This window comes from Caballeronia sp. EK, from assembly GCF_014384845.1.
In the GTDB taxonomy this organism is placed as follows: domain Bacteria; phylum Pseudomonadota; class Gammaproteobacteria; order Burkholderiales; family Burkholderiaceae; genus Caballeronia; species Caballeronia jiangsuensis.
This window is the reverse complement of the sequence record NZ_JACSUE010000027.1, coordinates 36,098-51,287: the sequence shown is the minus strand read 5'-3', so window position 1 is coordinate 51,287 and position 15,190 is coordinate 36,098. Positions and strand designations below refer to the sequence as shown.

The 15,190-nt window shown below is 62.4% G+C and carries 15 protein-coding genes and 1 rRNA gene; 12 read left to right on the top strand and 4 right to left on the bottom strand.

What is annotated here, in order from left to right; translation table 11 throughout:
- Positions 1 to 106 (bottom strand): 16S ribosomal RNA (locus IAG25_RS38510); the annotation flags it as partial.
- A 472-nt stretch (positions 107 to 578) separates the two neighbouring features.
- Complete coding sequence (locus IAG25_RS38505) at positions 579 to 1,355, bottom strand: enoyl-CoA hydratase (protein WP_187609523.1); 777 nt, start codon at positions 1,353 to 1,355, stop codon at positions 579 to 581.
- 138 nt (positions 1,356 to 1,493) lie between these two features.
- Here IAG25_RS38505 and paaN point away from each other — a divergent pair, with 138 nt between their 5' ends.
- The 4 genes from paaN (at position 1,494) to paaK (ending at position 5,974) form a co-directional block, all read left to right on the top strand.
- On the top strand, positions 1,494 to 3,203 hold the full coding sequence (gene paaN / locus IAG25_RS38500; RefSeq protein WP_187609522.1) for a phenylacetic acid degradation protein PaaN: 1,710 nt from the start codon (positions 1,494 to 1,496) through the stop codon (positions 3,201 to 3,203).
- Positions 3,204 to 3,357: 154 nt separating this feature from the next.
- Positions 3,358 to 4,149 carry a 2-(1,2-epoxy-1,2-dihydrophenyl)acetyl-CoA isomerase PaaG gene (gene paaG, locus IAG25_RS38495; protein ID WP_187609521.1) on the top strand — a complete coding sequence of 264 codons (792 nt, stop codon included), beginning with the start codon at positions 3,358 to 3,360 and terminating at the stop codon, positions 4,147 to 4,149.
- 64 nt (positions 4,150 to 4,213) lie between these two features.
- Positions 4,214 to 4,600, top strand: coding sequence for a hydroxyphenylacetyl-CoA thioesterase PaaI (gene paaI / locus IAG25_RS38490; protein WP_255504303.1), 387 nt, complete (start codon positions 4,214 to 4,216; stop codon positions 4,598 to 4,600).
- Between the two features lie 69 nt (positions 4,601 to 4,669).
- Complete coding sequence (gene paaK / locus IAG25_RS38485; protein ID WP_187609519.1) at positions 4,670 to 5,974, top strand: phenylacetate--CoA ligase PaaK; 1,305 nt, start codon at positions 4,670 to 4,672, stop codon at positions 5,972 to 5,974.
- A 65-nt stretch (positions 5,975 to 6,039) separates the two neighbouring features.
- Here the strand turns inward: paaK and mltA are convergent, their stop codons facing one another.
- On the bottom strand, positions 6,040 to 7,281 hold the full coding sequence (mltA, locus tag IAG25_RS38480; RefSeq protein ID WP_187609527.1) for a murein transglycosylase A: 1,242 nt from the start codon (positions 7,279 to 7,281) through the stop codon (positions 6,040 to 6,042).
- A gap of 95 nt (positions 7,282 to 7,376) precedes the next feature.
- Positions 7,377 to 7,751: a Co2+/Mg2+ efflux protein ApaG gene (gene apaG / locus IAG25_RS38475; protein ID WP_035510926.1), complete on the bottom strand. Its 375-nt coding sequence runs from the start codon at positions 7,749 to 7,751 to the stop codon at positions 7,377 to 7,379.
- 231 nt (positions 7,752 to 7,982) lie between these two features.
- Here apaG and rpe point away from each other — a divergent pair, with 231 nt between their 5' ends.
- The 8 genes from rpe to IAG25_RS38435 all read left to right on the top strand — a co-directional run bounded on the left by rpe (position 7,983) and on the right by IAG25_RS38435 (position 15,159).
- Positions 7,983 to 8,678 carry a ribulose-phosphate 3-epimerase gene (rpe, locus tag IAG25_RS38470; protein ID WP_187609518.1) on the top strand — a complete coding sequence of 232 codons (696 nt, stop codon included), beginning with the start codon at positions 7,983 to 7,985 and terminating at the stop codon, positions 8,676 to 8,678.
- On the top strand, positions 8,675 to 9,415 hold the full coding sequence (locus tag IAG25_RS38465; RefSeq protein ID WP_187609517.1) for a phosphoglycolate phosphatase: 741 nt from the start codon (positions 8,675 to 8,677) through the stop codon (positions 9,413 to 9,415). The genes rpe and IAG25_RS38465 overlap by 4 nt, the downstream gene beginning before the upstream one ends.
- 371 nt (positions 9,416 to 9,786) lie before the next feature.
- Complete coding sequence (gene trpE, locus IAG25_RS38460) at positions 9,787 to 11,283, top strand: anthranilate synthase component I (RefSeq protein ID WP_187609516.1); 1,497 nt, start codon at positions 9,787 to 9,789, stop codon at positions 11,281 to 11,283.
- A 12-nt stretch (positions 11,284 to 11,295) separates the two neighbouring features.
- Positions 11,296 to 11,880 (top strand): aminodeoxychorismate/anthranilate synthase component II, encoded by a 585-nt coding sequence (locus IAG25_RS38455; protein WP_187609515.1) that lies wholly within the window; start codon positions 11,296 to 11,298, stop codon positions 11,878 to 11,880.
- Between the two features lie 4 nt (positions 11,881 to 11,884).
- The gene (gene trpD, locus IAG25_RS38450; protein WP_187609514.1) at positions 11,885 to 12,919 is read left to right on the top strand and encodes an anthranilate phosphoribosyltransferase; all 1,035 of its coding nucleotides are present in this window, start codon (positions 11,885 to 11,887) and stop codon (positions 12,917 to 12,919) included.
- 11 nt (positions 12,920 to 12,930) lie between these two features.
- Entirely contained in the window at positions 12,931 to 13,716 is a 786-nt protein-coding gene (gene trpC, locus IAG25_RS38445) for an indole-3-glycerol phosphate synthase TrpC (protein ID WP_187609513.1), read from the top strand.
- Positions 13,717 to 13,735: 19 nt separating this feature from the next.
- Complete coding sequence (locus IAG25_RS38440) at positions 13,736 to 14,383, top strand: CYTH domain-containing protein (protein WP_187609512.1); 648 nt, start codon at positions 13,736 to 13,738, stop codon at positions 14,381 to 14,383.
- The gene (locus tag IAG25_RS38435; protein ID WP_187609511.1) at positions 14,380 to 15,159 is read left to right on the top strand and encodes a uracil-DNA glycosylase; all 780 of its coding nucleotides are present in this window, start codon (positions 14,380 to 14,382) and stop codon (positions 15,157 to 15,159) included. Before IAG25_RS38440 ends, IAG25_RS38435 begins: the two co-directional genes overlap by 4 nt.
- Positions 15,160 to 15,190: the final 31 nt, after the last annotated feature.

The window sequence follows — 15,190 nt, the reverse complement described above, 5'->3', positions numbered from 1 at the left end:
CCGTTCGCCACTCGCCACCAGGGTTGCCCCCGTGCTGCCGTTCGACTTGCATGTGTAAGGCATGCCGCCAGCGTTCAATCTGAGCCAGGATCAAACTCTTCAGTTCAAACCTGTTACTGTTTTCGGTTCCGTTAGAAACCGGTCGCTCACTCAACGTTCTGACGATGATTGTTCATCCAAAGATGAAAAACCTTCCTCTGATACTTCGTGTGAGACTCTTGATACTTTTGCTTGTTGTCTCAGCCCCAAAGGACTGAAACCGCACTCGCTATCAAGCGCCCACACTTATCGGCTGTTAGTTTTTAAAGAGCACATCGCAAGACATTCGCTACATCAACTTCTGTCTTGCGTCGCTGCATCAGCAGCAGAGAAACGAGATTATGAACAACGTTTCGGTTCGTGTCAACAAGATTCGAAGCGTTTTCTCTTCTTGCCAACCGCGCTCAGAACCTTCTACAACCCACCCCGAGCGCACCACCGATACCGCCTATTCCCGCTTCCTTCGCGTTCATCGAATCGCGAAGGAACGGAATTCTAGTGAGTGACATCGAGAAGTGCAAGCGCTTTCCCGAAGAAGGTCACCGATGCTTGAACGTTGGCTTCCGCTTTTCGACAAACGCCGCCATGCCTTCCTTCTGATCTTCGGTGGCAAACAGCGAATGGAACAAACGCCTTTCAAAATGCACACCCTCGGCAAGCGTCGTTTCGTAAGCGCGGTTGACTGCCTCCTTGGCCATCATCACGGCGGGAAGCGAGAATCCGGCGATGATCGTCGCGGCTTCGACGGCCTCATTGAGAAGGCGATCGGCCCCGACGACACGCGACACCAGCCCCGCACGCTCAGCCTCGCTCGCATCCATCATGCGGGCGGTCAGGCAGAGATCCATCGCCTTCGCTTTGGAGACCGCGCGCGGCAAGCGCTGAGTACCTCCCGCGCCGGGAATCACACCAAGCTTGATCTCGGGCTGGCCGAACCTGGCCGTATCGGCGGCGATGACGATATCGCACATCATCGCAAGTTCACACCCGCCGCCGAGCGCGAAGCCGGCAACCGCCGCAATGATCGGCTTGCGAATCGTGCGGATCGTTTCCCAATTGCGCGTGATGTAGTCGCCCTTGTAGACATCCATATAGGAATAGCTGGCCATCATGCCGATGTCGGCTCCGGCAGCGAACGCCTTCTCGCTGCCCGTCAGGACCATCGCGCCGATGTCCTCGTCGGCGTCGAAGGCCTTGAGGGCGGTGCCCAGTTCGTCCATCAGCGCGTCGTTCAACGCATTGAGCGCTTTCGGACGGTTCAGCGTGATCAGCCCAACCCGACCGCGCGTTTCGACCAGCAGATTCTCGTATGCCATTCGCTCCCTCCTTGGGATCCTCAGGTAAGCCCTAATGAAAAGACGTCGTCACATCATCTCGATAATGCTACCATTACCAACCAACCGGTCGGTTAATTATTCGGCCCGGCAACTTCCCCTCGTTCTCTTCTCGCGACCATGACACATCCGCTATTCACGAAGCACGAAGCGACGCTCGACAAAGCGCTCGCAGCCATCGAAACGCGCGGCTACTGGAGCCCGTTTGCCGAGATGCCGAGCCCCAAAGTGTACGGGGAAACGGCCAACGCCGATGGAGAGGCCGCGTTCAAAGCCCACTTCGGCAAGACCTTCGAACTCGATCAGCCTTCGACTGGCGAGACAATCGGCAAAGAGCGCTCGCCGTTCGGCCTTTCGCTCGACATCAGCTATCAAAAAGCCGACCCTGACACGCTCATTCGCGCCGCGGCCGACGCGCAAGCGAAATGGCGCGCCGCCGGCCCGCAAGCATGGGTCGGCGTGAGCCTCGAAATCCTGTCGCGCCTGAACCGCGCCAGCTTCGAAATTGCCTATAGCGTGATGCACACGACCGGCCAGGCGTTCATGATGGCTTTCCAGGCTGGCGGCCCGCACGCGCAAGACCGCGCGCTCGAAGCCGTCGTCTACGCGTGGGACCAGCTGCGCCGCATTCCTTCCGAAGCGCATTGGGAAAAACCGCAAGGCAAGAATCCGCCGCTCGCAATGCAAAAGCGCTTCTCCATCGTTCCGCGCGGCACGGGGCTCGTGCTCGGCTGCTGCACCTTCCCGACCTGGAACGGCTATCCCGGCATGTTCGCCGATCTCGCGACTGGCAACACCGTCATTGTCAAGCCGCACCCCGGCGCGATCCTGCCGCTCGCAATCACCGTGCGAATCGCGCGTGAAGTGCTTCGCGAGGCGGGATTCGATCCGAACGTAGTCACCCTGCTCGCCACCGAACCCAACGACGGCGCCCTGGTTCAGGAATTGGCCGTGCGTCCCGAAATCAAGCTGATCGATTTCACGGGCAGCACGCAAAACGGCACCTGGCTCGAACACAACGCGCATCAGGCGCAGGTGTACACCGAGAAGGCGGGCGTGAATCAGATCGTCATCGACTCCGTGGACGACATGAAGGCCGCCGCCCGCAACATCGCCTTCTCGCTCGCGCTCTACTCCGGCCAGATGTGCACAGCGCCGCAGAACATCTATGTTCCTCGCGATGGCATCCGTACTGCCGACGGCCAACTGAGCTTCGATGACGTCGCGAAAGCACTCGCGAGCGCCGTCGAAAAACTGGTATCCGATCCGGCACGCGCGGTCGAATTCATGGGCGCAATCCAGAACGAAGGCGTCGTGGAGCGCGTCGCCGAAGCTCGCAAACTCGGCGACGTTCTGCTCGACAGCCAATCACTCGCGCACCCGGCGTTTCCCGACGCGCGCGTGCACACCCCGCTCGTGCTCAAGCTCGACGCGCGCACGGACGAAGCCAAGTTCACAAAGGAATGGTTCGGTCCGATCTCGTTCATCGTCGCCACCGACTCGACCGCGCAGTCGCTCGAACTCGCCGGCTCGATCGCGCGCACGCACGGCGCGCTGACGTTGTCGGTCTACAGCACGGATGACAAAGTGATCGAAGCCGCGCACGAAGCAGCCATCGAAGGCGGTGTCGCGCTCTCGATCAATCTCACGGGCGGCGTGTTCGTCAATCAGACGGCTGCGTTCTCGGACTTCCACGGAACGGGCGCGAATCCGGCAGCCAACGCCGCGCTCTCCGACGCCGCTTTTGTCTCCAACCGCTTCCGCGTGGTGCAGAGCCGAATTCATGTTGCCCCGAAGGCCGCGCAAGCGGAAGTCGGCCAAACGGCATAAGCCAAATTACCGACGCGTAAAGGCCGAATCGCCGTGCAAACGGCTTATGCCATTCGGCCTAATGGAAAGCAGCGGGCCGCGCGGCTAGTATCGGCATGTAAGGAAACCGGTCAGCACAGCCGCCGCGGCCAGATTCGGCGACAGAGGAGAAGCAATGACAGAGAAGTCCGTGTTGTTCCACGTCGATGTCGAAACGCGCGTCGCGACGTTGACGCTCAATCGACCCGACAAGCTGAACAGCTTCACGCGCGAGATGCATCGCGAACTGAATCAGGCGCTCACTGAAATCGAGGCGGGCAACGCGCGCGCGCTGGTCATTACCGGCGCCGGCCGCGGATTTTGCGCGGGCCAGGATCTCGCGGATCTGGATTTCACGCCCGGTTCGATGTCGGATCTCGGCGATCTGATCGACGAGTACTTCAATCCGCTGGTGCGAAGACTGCAAGCCATGCCGCTGCCTGTCATCGCCGCTGTGAACGGCACGGCCGCGGGCGCGGGCGCGAATCTCGCGATGGCGTGCGACCTCGTCGTCGCGGCGCGATCGGCGAGCTTCATTCAGGCATTCGTGAAGATCGGCCTCGTGCCGGATTCGGGCGGAACATGGCTCCTGCCGCGCCGCGTAGGCGAAGCTCGCGCGCTCGGTCTCGCACTGACCGGCGAAAAGCTCAGCGCGGAAAAAGCAGAGGCCTGGGGCATCGTGTGGCGCGTCGTCGAAGACGCCGAGTTGCAACAAGCGGCAGCGCATCTGGCCGCGCAACTCGCGCAACAGCCGGCGCGTGCGGTCGTCGCAATTAAACAGGCGATCCGCGCGAGCGCGAACAAGACTTTCGACCAGCAGCTCGACCTCGAACGCGACCTGCAGCGCGAGCTGGGTGCTTCGCCCGACTACATCGAGGGTGTCGCCGCGTTCAAGGAGAAACGCGCGCCGCGCTTCGAAGGTCTGTGAGAATCGAATCAATCTGGAGACACCTGTGACGCCACAACAACTCGCGGAAGCCACGGCCAACGCCATGTACGAAGCGGACGCATGCACGCGCGCACTCGGCATCGAGCTGATCGAAGTGCGGCCAGGCTATGCGCGACTGCAAATGGACGTGCGGCCCGATTTTCTCAACGGTCATGCGATTTGCCACGGCGGCCTGATGTTCACGCTGGCGGACTCCGCGTTCGCCTTCGCCTGCAATTCGTACAACATCAGCACGGTCGCCGCAGGTTGCTCGATCGAGTTTCTCCGTCCCGTGCGCGGCGGTGATCGGTTGACTGCCGAGGCAATCGAGCAGACCTTGAGCGGCCGGACCGGAATCTACGATATCCGTGTCACGAATCGGGAAGGCGAAGCGGTCGCGATGTTTCGCGGCAAGTCGGCGCAGATCAAAGGCACCGTGATCCCCGCGTGACGGGACTCGTCCATATAACGGACGTGGCATGAAAAGCCGCGCCGCACTGTCAGCATCAAGGAGACAGCAATGACCACACCGCTGCCGCTCGATCCCATCGAGAAGGCGAGCCGCGACGAACTCGCGGCGCTGCAACTCGAGCGCCTCAAATGGTCGCTCAAACACGCCTACGAGAATTCGCCGGTCTATCGGCGCAAGTTCGACGAAGCCGGCGTGCATCCGGATGACGTCACTTCGCTTTCGGACCTCGCGCGATTCCCCTTCACGACCAAGAAGGACTTGCGCGACAACTATCCATTCGGCATGTTCGCCGTGCCTCAGGAACGCGTTTCGCGCATTCACGCGTCCTCCGGCACGACGGGCAAGCCGACAGTCGTAGGCTATACGGCGCAGGATCTCGACAACTGGGCGAACCTCGTCGCACGTTCGATTCGCGCGGCAGGCGCGCGCCGTGGCGACAAGGTTCACGTGAGCTACGGTTATGGACTCTTCACGGGCGGTCTCGGCGCGCATTACGGCGCGGAGCGCGCGGGCCTCACGGTGATCCCGTTCGGCGGTGGCCAGACCGAAAAGCAAGTGCAACTGATTCAGGACTTCCGTCCTGACATCATCATGGTCACGCCGAGCTACATGCTCTCGATCGCCGATGAACTCGAGCGCCAGGGCATCGAGCCGGCGACTTGCTCGCTGCGCATCGGCATCTTCGGAGCGGAGCCGTGGACGAACGACATGCGTCGCGCGATCGAGACGCGCATGGGCATCGATGCCGTCGATATTTACGGGCTCTCGGAAGTGATGGGGCCGGGCGTGGCGTCCGAATGTGCTGAGACCAAGGACGGTCCGACGATCTGGGAAGATCACTTTTATCCCGAAATCATCGATCCGGAAACCGGCGAAGTGCTGCCCGATGGCGAATTCGGTGAACTCGTGTTCACGTCGCTCACAAAAGAAGCGCTGCCGATCATTCGCTATCGCACGCGCGATCTGACGCGCCTCTTGCCCGGCACCGCTCGCACGATGCGTCGCATGGAGAAAATCACCGGTCGTTCCGACGACATGATGATCGTGCGCGGCGTGAACGTCTTTCCGACGCAGATTGAGGAGTTGCTGCTCAAGCGTCCGGTGCTCGCGCCGCACTATCAGATCGTGCTCACCAAGGAAGGCCCGCTCGATGTTTTCACGCTGAACGTGGAGCCTTGTCCGGAATCGGCACCGGATGCCGTGGCGCTCGACAGCGCGAGGGCCGCGCTCGCCTACGACATCAAGGCGCTGATCGGCGTGAGCGCCGTGGTGAACGTACTCGCGGTGAACGGCATCGAACGTTCGGTTGGAAAGGCGCGGCGCGTGATCGATCGCCGCAACATGACGTCATGACGTAAAAAAGCTCGCGAGCCATAAGAGCCGCGAGCTTTTTTTATCGCCCGGAAGGGACGCGGGAATCAGGAGTTCGGCAATAGCAGCCACATCCTGCCGCCCTGCTTCATGCGTCCGGCGAGATCGCCGGCATCGTCGCCGAGACCCCAGAAGTAATCCGCGCGCACGCCGCCCTTGATTGCCGTGCCGGTGTCCTGCGCGAAGACGAGACGGTTCATCGGCTGATTGCTGAGCGGACGCGTCGTCTGAAGAAAGACGGGCGTGCCGAGCGGGATGGCGGAGGGATCGACCGCGATCGAGCGTTCCGGCGTCAAGGGCACGCCGAGCGCGCCGACGGGTCCATCGCCCAGACTCGCGGGCATCGTTTCGTTCGCGGGCATTTCGCGGAAGAACACGAAGCGCGGATTCACGTCCAGCAGCGCGTCGACACGCGCCGGGTTCGCTTTCGCCCAGGCCTTGATGCCCTGCATCGTCGCCTGTGCGGGCGTGAGTTCGCCGCGATCGAGCAATTCCTTGCCGATCGATCGGTACGGCTGATTGTTCGTGCCACCAAAGCCGACGCGCATTACGCTGCCGTCTTCCATCGTGACGCGTCCGGAACCCTGCACCTGCAGAAAGAACACTTCGATTGGATCGTCGACCCACACCAGTTCGTTGCCGTTCAATACACCCGAACGTTCGAGTTGCGCACGCGCAGGCAATGCGGAACCGGGCTTGTAGCGATACGGCCAGCGATACAGCGGGTACTGATACGGCCCGTGACGCGTGCGCGAGCCGCGCAGCAGCGGCTCGTAGTAGCCGGTCACGAGACCATCGAGCGTGCCGTCGGTGTTGGCAAGCTGGAAAGGCGTGAAATAGGTTTCGAAGAAGCTGCGCGCCGCCGACATATCGAGGTCGTCGAGCCGAAGCGCCGCCGAGCACGCCTTCTGCCAGTTGGCCTGCCGCGAGAGCCGGCTGCAGTTCTGACGGAGCGCGGCTGTCGCGCCGATCAGCGAATCGTCCTGCCAGCCCGGCACCTGCTGCCAGCTCACCGCCGTGAGCCGCGATGCGGCGCGCGGTCCGGGGACGGTCGGCGTGCCGGTCGCCGTGCCCGGACCCGGCTTCACGTAGTTTCCGCCGCCGCACGAGGCGAGCAGGACAGCGGTTGCAATCGATGCGGCCCAGGCCGCTGCTCGCGCGGTCGGCCGCACGAAACGCATACAATGCTCGTTCTTGATGGGAACCGCCATGTCTGATCTGTTCGACGAATATCCAATGCTTATTTTTGCGCTCGAGTCGCTCGTGGCGCTCGCCTTGCTGATCTTCATCGTCGTGTGGACGGCTTCGGGCAAGAAGAAGAACCAGAATCGCTCGAACGATCCGGCGAAACGGCGCTGATACGCGCCGCGTGCCGCCGGGTTTCTCAATGGAGCGTGCGCGGCATATGCAATGCGAATTCCGCTACAGGCGCCTCGAAACGCTCGCCATCTTCGGCCACGCAGAAATACTCGCCGCGCATCGTGCCGACCGGCGTCGCGATCACTGCCCAGCTCGTGTACTCGAACTGCTCGCCCGGAGGCAGAAGCGGCTGATGTCCGACGACGCCGAGCCCCTTCACTTCCTGCACGTGATCGTTGCTGTCGGTGATGATCCAGTGTCGCGAAATCAATTGCGCCGCGACCTGGCCGGTGTTGCGGATCGTCAGCGTGTAGGCGAATGCATACTGCCGGCTATCCGGGTCGGACTGCTCGGGCAAATACCGCGTCTCCACTGAAACGCTGAATTCGTACTGGCTCATCGTCGCTCCAATTCCAGTTCAACTGCTCGCTGCGTCGCCGGACGAAAGCGCGGATAAAAGCGCGCGGACGCGCCGCCATTGGTCTGGCATTCTGCTTGATGCGAGCGGCGCCCGCAACACGATTGGCGCCCGAGCCCAGGTTCGCACGCCATCCGTTGGCCATTCGGACGAGGGACTTGAACGAAAACGCGGGTTAAAATCACCGCTTTAGGCCGCTACCCGCATACGTCCATGGCGCAATTCCACATCGCTCCCAGCATCCTTTCCGCCGACTTCTCCCGCCTTGGCGAGGAAGTCCGCAACGTCGTCGCCGCCGGCGCCGACTGGATCCACTTCGACGTCATGGACAACCACTACGTGCCGAATCTGACAATCGGTCCGCTGGTGTGCGAAGCCATCCGGCCACACGTGGACGTGCCCATCGACGTGCATCTGATGGTGCGCCCGGTCGACCGCATCGTGCCCGATTTCGCGAAAGCCGGCGCCAATGTGATCAGTTTTCACCCGGAAGGTTCGGATCACATCGACCGCACGCTGTCGCTGATCCGCGATCACGGCTGCAAGGCGGGCCTCGTGTTCAATCCTGCGACGCCGCTCAATTATCTCGACCACGTGATGGACAAGGTTGATCTCGTGCTGATCATGTCGGTGAATCCGGGATTCGGCGGGCAATCGTTCATCCCCGAGGCGCTCAACAAGGTGCGCGAGGCGCGTGCGCGCATCAATGCGTATCGCGATCGCACCGGCCGCGAGATCCATCTGGAAGTCGACGGCGGCGTGAAGATCGACAACATCGCGGAAATCGCCACGGCGGGCGCCGATTCGTTCGTCGCGGGCTCGGCCATTTTCGGCAAGCCCGACTACAAGCAGGTCATCGACGCGATGCGCGCCGAACTGGCCAAGGTCGAATCGGGAGCGAAGGCATGAGTGAAATCGCGGCGGCGCAGTCGCCTTTCGTGAACCGCCCGATCCGGGCGGCCATCATCGACCTCGACGGCACGATGGTCGACACAGCGGACGATTTCGTCGCCGCATTGAACGCGATGCTCGCGCGCATCGGCGTCGAACAGCCGGTCACGCGCGATGAAGTCACGGGCTACGTCGGCAAGGGCTCGGAGAATCTGATTCGCAGCGTGCTCGCGGTGCGCCTGTCGCCTTCGCAAGCGGTCGCGCAATTCGATGACGCGCTCGCGATCTATCAAAGCGAATACGCGAAGGTCAACGGCAAGCATTCGGCGCTCTTCCCGGAAGTGAAGGAAGGCCTCGAAGCGATGCGCGAAAGCGGCATCGCGCTCGCGTGCGTGACCAACAAGCCGCATCGGTTCGCGGTGGAGTTGCTCGCGCACTTCGGCATCGCGGATTTCTTCAAGGTGATTCTCGGCGGCGATTCCCTGCCCGCGAAGAAGCCCGATCCATTGCCGATGCTCACCGCATGCGAACGCCTGGACGTCCTGCCGCGCGAAACCGTAGCCGTCGGCGATTCGGAGAACGATGCGCTCGCAGGCCGTGCCGCCGGCCTCGCAACCCTTACCGTTCCGTACGGCTACAACCACGGGAAACCTGTGCAATCGGTGAAATCCGATGGTATAGTTTCCTCGCTGCGCACCGCAGCACTGGCGATTGCTGCCACCTTGGCGCCGCCAGATGCCACACTCACTGAATAAGTCCATCCATTCATGTTTCTCAACAGAAAACGGAGTCTGAGCAGCATCGACCGGGGAGCCTGGCCCTGGCGTCGCTGGTCGCGCTAACCTCGCCCGAGGTTCGCTGAAGCCATGTCGCGATTCGCTTCATCCGCTTCAGCATCCGTTTTTTGTTTCGCTGCGCATTCCCGCGCCGTCCCGCTGATTCGTCGTATATCGAGCCTCGCTCAGGCACGTCTGGTGTCGTGCTGCGCGAGTCGCCTTTTCCGCTTCGACAATTCGAAGCGGCGGGGTCGACGTATGCGATCATCACGAGATTCGACCGACCGCAGCGCCCTGCACTCCCCGATGCCGCGCCACCCTGAAAGCGCGCGTCGCTCAAGGATCGCAACATGACCGAACTCGAATTCCAATCGCTGGCGAACGAAGGCTACAACCGCATTCCGCTCATCGCCGAAGCCCTCGCCGACCTCGAAACGCCGCTCTCGCTCTACCTCAAGCTCGCGCAGACCGAGCGCAACGGCGCGAACTCGTTCCTGCTGGAATCCGTCGTGGGCGGCGAGCGCTTCGGGCGCTACTCGTTCATCGGGCTGCCGGCCCGCACGACCGTGAGCGTGCAGAACGGCAAGACGCAAGTCGTCACGGACGGCAACGTCGTCGAGACGGATGAAGGCGATCCGCTCGCGTTCATCGAGCAATATCAGAAGCGCTTCAAAGTCGCGACGCGTCCGGGCCTGCCGCGTTTCTGCGGCGGTCTCGCGGGCTACTTCGGTTATGACGCGGTGCGCTACATCGAGAAGAAGCTCGCGCACACCGCGCCGCCCGACGATCTCAACCTGCCCGACATTCAACTGCTGCTGACGGAAGAAGTCGCGGTCATCGACAACCTCGCGGGCAAGCTCTATCTGATCGTCTACGCCGATCCGACCCGGCCGGAAGCGTATGCCAAAGCGAAGCATCGTCTGCGCGAACTGCGCGCGCGTCTGCGTACGACGGTTCAACCGCCGGTGACGTCCGCGAGCGTGCGCACTGAAACCTTCCGCGAGTTCAAGAAGGACGACTATCTGAACGCCGTGCGCCGCGCGAAGGAATACATCGCGGCCGGCGAACTGATGCAGGTGCAGGTCGGCCAGCGCCTCATCAAGCCGTTCCGCGACAACCCGCTTTCGCTGTATCGCGCGCTGCGTTCGCTGAATCCATCGCCGTACATGTATTACTACAACTTCGGCGGCGAAATGCACGTGGTCGGCGCGTCGCCGGAAATTCTGGTGCGTCAGGAAAAACGCGCGGACGATCGCATCGTGACGATTCGTCCGCTCGCGGGCACGCGTCCGCGGGGAAACACGCCCGAACGCGATGCCGAACTCGCCACCGAACTGCTGAACGATCCGAAGGAAGTCGCCGAACACGTGATGCTGATCGACCTCGCGCGCAATGACGTCGGCCGCATTGCGCAGACGGGCTCGGTTTCCGTGACGGACAAGATGATCATCGAGAAGTATTCGCACGTGCAGCACATCGTGAGCTCGGTCGAAGGCAAGCTCAAGGACGGCATGAACAACTACGACGTGCTGCGCGCGACCTTCCCCGCCGGCACGCTGTCCGGCGCTCCGAAGGTCCGCGCGATGGAACTCATCGACGAACTGGAGCCGGTCAAGCGCGGTCTGTACGGCGGCGCAGTCGGTTATCTGTCGTTCAGCGGCGAAATGGATCTCGCGATCGCGATTCGCACCGGCCTGATCCACAAGGGCAATCTCTACGTTCAGGCGGCAGCGGGCGTCGTCGCCGATTCGGTGCCCGAATCCGAATGGCAGGAAACGGAGAACAAGGCGCGCGCCGTGCTCCGCGCCGCCGAGCAAGTGCAAGACGGCCTCGACAGCGACTTCTGAGGAGACAAGACCATGCTGCTGATGATCGACAACTACGATTCCTTCACCTACAACCTGGTCCAGTACTTCGGCGAACTCGGCGAGGACGTGCACACGTATCGGAACGACGAAATCACGCTCGATGAAATCGCGAAGCTCAGCCCGGAGCGCATCTGCCTTTCGCCGGGGCCGAGCAATCCGCAACACGCGGGCATCACGCTCGACGTGCTGCGCGAATTCTCCGGCAAGCTGCCGATTCTCGGCGTGTGCCTCGGCCATCAGGCGATCGGCGAGGCGTTCGGCGGGCGCGTCGTGCGCGCGCAGACCATCATGCACGGCAAGGTGAGCCAGATCGAGACGGACTGTAAAGGCGTGTTCGCCGACCTGCCCAAACACTTCAACGTGACGCGCTATCACTCGCTGGCAATCGAGCGCGAGTCTTTGCCCGACTGTCTGGAAGTGTCCGCATGGACGCCGGACGGCGAAATCATGGGCGTGCGTCACAGGGAACTCGAAGTGGAAGGCGTGCAGTTCCATCCGGAATCGATTCTTTCCGAGCACGGCCACGCGCTGCTGGAAAACTTCGTGAAGCACTCTTCATCCGGGAAGCGGGCCTAAGCATATGACCATCACCGCACAGGAAGCGCTGCAACGCACGATCGAGCATCGCGAGATCTTTCACGACGAAATGCTGCACCTCATGCGCCAGATCATGCGCGGCGAGATGTCGCCCGTCATGGCGGCCGCGATCATCACCGGCTTGCGCGTGAAGAAGGAAACCATCGGCGAGATCGCTGCGGCAGCGACCGTGATGCGCGAGTTCGCGAATCACGTCGAAGTCGAGGACAACTCGAATTTCGTCGATATCGTCGGCACCGGCGGCGACGGCTCGCACACGTTCAACATCTCCACCGCGTCGATGTTCGTGGCCGCCGCGGCGGGCGCGAAGGTCGCGAAGCACGGCAACCGCGGCGTGTCGAGCAAATCGGGCAGCGCGGACGTGCTCGAAGCGCTCGGCGTGAACATCGATCTGACACCGGAACAAGTGGCCGCGTCGATTGCCGAAACCGGCATGGGCTTCATGTTCGCGCCGAACCATCATCCGGCGATGAAGAACATCGCGCCCGTGCGCCGCGAACTCGGCGTGCGGACCATTTTCAATATTCTCGGGCCGCTGACGAATCCGGCCGGCGCGCCGAACCAGCTTCAGGGTGTGTTTCATGAAGACCTCGTCGGCATTCAGGTGCGCGTGATGCAGCGTCTCGGCGCGAAACACGTGCTGGTGGTGTACGGCAAGGACGGCATGGACGAAGTGTCGCTCGGCGCCGCGACGAAAGTCGGCGAACTGAAGAACGGTGAAGTGACCGAGTACGAGATTCATCCGGAGGATTTCGGCCTGCAGATGGTGTCGAATCGCTCGTTGAAAGTGCAGGACGCGCAGGAATCGAAGGCCATGCTGCTCGGCGCGCTGAACAACAAGGCGGGCGTCGCGCGCGAGATCGTCACATTGAATGCCGGCACGGCGCTCTATGCTGCGGATATCGTCGATTCGATCGCCGTCGGCATGGCCGCCGCCCGCGAAGCAATCGAAAGCGGCGCGGCGCGCGAGAAAATCGAAACGCTCGCGAAGTTCACGCAGCAGTTCGCGAAGAAATAACGGAAGCCAATATGAGTGACATTCTGGAACGCATCATCGCGGTCAAGCGCGAGGAAATTCGCGCCGCCGAACAGAGCGCGCCGCTCGAAGAGCTGAAGCTCGAAGCCAGTTCGCGCGATCTGCGCGATTTCGTCGGCGCGTTGCGGGCGAAGCATGCGGCGAATCAGGCGGCGGTCATTGCCGAAGTCAAGAAAGCGAGTCCGTCGAAAGGCGTGCTGCGCGAGAACTTCGTGCCCGCCGACATCGCGCGCTCGTACGAGCAAGGCGGCGCCGCGTGCCTTTCCGTGCTCACCGACGTGCAGTTCTTCAAGGGCAGCGTCGCGTATCTGCAGGAAGCGCGCGCCGCGTGCAGCCTGCCGGTGCTGCGCAAGGACTTCATCGTCGATCCGTATCAGATCATGGAAGCGCGCGCGATGGGCGCGGACTGCATCCTGCTGATCGCCGCCGCGCTCGAACTCTCGCACATGCAGGATCTCGAAGCCTACGCGCATTCGCTCGGGCTCGCGGTGCTGGTCGAAGTGCACGACGCCGACGAACTGCGCGACGCGCTCACGCTGAAGACGCCGCTCATCGGCATCAACAACCGCAATCTGCGCACGTTCGAGACGACGATCGACACGACCATCGGCATGCTGGAATCGGTGCCGGATGACCGCATCGTCGTGACGGAATCAGGCATTCTGTCGCGCCTCGATGTCGAACGGTTGCGCGCGATGCGTGTGCATACGTTCCTCGTCGGCGAAGCGTTCATGCGCGCCGACGACCCCGGCGCGGAACTCGCGCGCATGTTCTTCTGATTTCATCGACAGGAACCGCATGGGCATCGAACGGGAACTCAAACTCGCGCTCGCGCCGTCGCAACACGATGACGTCGCGCGCTTCTTCGACGAACGCACCGGCGCGGGCAAGCCGATCGAGCTTGCCAACGTCTATTTCGATACGCCGGACTGCGCGCTCGCGAAGGCGAAGTCCGCGCTGCGCCTGCGCCGCACGCCGGAGCAATGGCTGCAGACGTTCAAGACGCTCGGCAAATCGGTCGCGGGTTTGAGCAACCGTCACGAGTGGGAACTGCCCGTGAAAGGCGAAGCGCTCGAAATCGACGCGCTGATCGCCGCCTGCGACAACGACGCGGCACGCCAGGCGCTGGAACGCGCCGCGCCCGATCTGATCGCGCTCTTCAAGACCGACTTCAGGCGCATCGTGTGGGACATCGAGCGCGAGGGTTCGCAGATCGAAGTCGCGCTGGATCTCGGCCAGATCACCGCCGAAGTCGACGGCGAGACGCGTCGCGCGGACATTAGCGAGCTGGAGCTGGAACTGAAATCCGGCGAAGAAGGCGCGCTTTCGATGCTCGCCGCGGAACTACGCGGCGCGTTTCCCGAGATCGTCCCCGAGGATCTCAGCAAGGCCCAGCGCGGATATCTCCTGCGCGAGTCCGAAAAAACCCGCAACGCCCGAGCATGAGCCGACAGCCTTCCCTCTTTGCGGAAAACGAATCCGCGGCAGCATCGACTTTCACGACGCTCGAAAGTCAGTTCGAGGCGCTGCCCGCCGACTGGCGCCGCCATCTGAAGCCTTTCATCGACGGCAAGCATTACGCGGCGTTGTGCGCATTCGTCGATGCCGAGCGCGCCGCCGGCAAGACGGTTTATCCCGCCGATGTCTTCCGCGCGCTGCGCCTCACGAGTCCCGGCGACGTGAAGGTCGTGATTCTCGGGCAAGACCCGTATCACGGCGAGGACAAGGGCGCGCCGCAAGCGCACGGCCTGGCGTTCTCGGTGCCCGCGCCAGTACGCCCGCCGCCGTCGTTGCGCAACATCTTCAAGGAGATTCACGCGAGTCTCGGTTTTCCCGCGCCCGCGCACGGCTGTCTCGATTCATGGGCGAAGCAAGGCGTGCTGTTGCTCAACACGTCGCTGACCGTCGAGCGCGATAAGGCCGGCAGTCATGCGAAACGCGGCTGGGAGCAATGCACCGATACGCTGATCCACGAAATGGCGCAACGTCACGACGGGCTCGTTTTCATGCTTTGGGGCGCGCACGCGCAGGCGAAGCGCGGTTTGATCGAAGGCACGGGGAAAGCGCATTGCGTGCTGGAGTCGGCGCACCCTTCGCCGCTGTCGGCGTATCGCGGATTTTTCGGCTGCGGGCATTTCGCGCTCGCGAACGAATACCTGACGAAGCATGGACGCGACGCGATCGACTGGCGATTGCCCGCCGAGCCGGAATTGCTCGCCTGAAAACCAAAAACCCCGCATCAGCGGGGTTTTT

What these genes read in the sequence shown, in the direction of transcription:
- IAG25_RS38505 (WP_187609523.1), bottom strand. Translation starts at nt 1,355, where the DNA reads ATGGCATACGAGAATCTGCTGGTCGAAACGCGCGGTCGGGTTGGGCTG.
- paaN (WP_187609522.1), top strand. Translation starts at nt 1,494, where the DNA reads ATGACACATCCGCTATTCACGAAGCACGAAGCGACGCTCGACAAAGCG.
- paaG (WP_187609521.1), top strand. Translation starts at nt 3,358, where the DNA reads ATGACAGAGAAGTCCGTGTTGTTCCACGTCGATGTCGAAACGCGCGTC.
- paaI (WP_255504303.1), top strand. Translation starts at nt 4,214, where the DNA reads ATGTACGAAGCGGACGCATGCACGCGCGCACTCGGCATCGAGCTGATC.
- paaK (WP_187609519.1), top strand. Translation starts at nt 4,670, where the DNA reads ATGACCACACCGCTGCCGCTCGATCCCATCGAGAAGGCGAGCCGCGAC.
- mltA (WP_187609527.1), bottom strand. Translation starts at nt 7,281, where the DNA reads ATGAAGATCAGCAAGGCGAGCGCCACGAGCGACTCGAGCGCAAAAATA.
- apaG (WP_035510926.1), bottom strand. Translation starts at nt 7,751, where the DNA reads ATGAGCCAGTACGAATTCAGCGTTTCAGTGGAGACGCGGTATTTGCCC.
- rpe (WP_187609518.1), top strand. Translation starts at nt 7,983, where the DNA reads ATGGCGCAATTCCACATCGCTCCCAGCATCCTTTCCGCCGACTTCTCC.
- IAG25_RS38465 (WP_187609517.1), top strand. Translation starts at nt 8,675, where the DNA reads ATGAGTGAAATCGCGGCGGCGCAGTCGCCTTTCGTGAACCGCCCGATC.
- trpE (WP_187609516.1), top strand. Translation starts at nt 9,787, where the DNA reads ATGACCGAACTCGAATTCCAATCGCTGGCGAACGAAGGCTACAACCGC.
- IAG25_RS38455 (WP_187609515.1), top strand. Translation starts at nt 11,296, where the DNA reads ATGCTGCTGATGATCGACAACTACGATTCCTTCACCTACAACCTGGTC.
- trpD (WP_187609514.1), top strand. Translation starts at nt 11,885, where the DNA reads ATGACCATCACCGCACAGGAAGCGCTGCAACGCACGATCGAGCATCGC.
- trpC (WP_187609513.1), top strand. Translation starts at nt 12,931, where the DNA reads ATGAGTGACATTCTGGAACGCATCATCGCGGTCAAGCGCGAGGAAATT.
- IAG25_RS38440 (WP_187609512.1), top strand. Translation starts at nt 13,736, where the DNA reads ATGGGCATCGAACGGGAACTCAAACTCGCGCTCGCGCCGTCGCAACAC.
- IAG25_RS38435 (WP_187609511.1), top strand. Translation starts at nt 14,380, where the DNA reads ATGAGCCGACAGCCTTCCCTCTTTGCGGAAAACGAATCCGCGGCAGCA.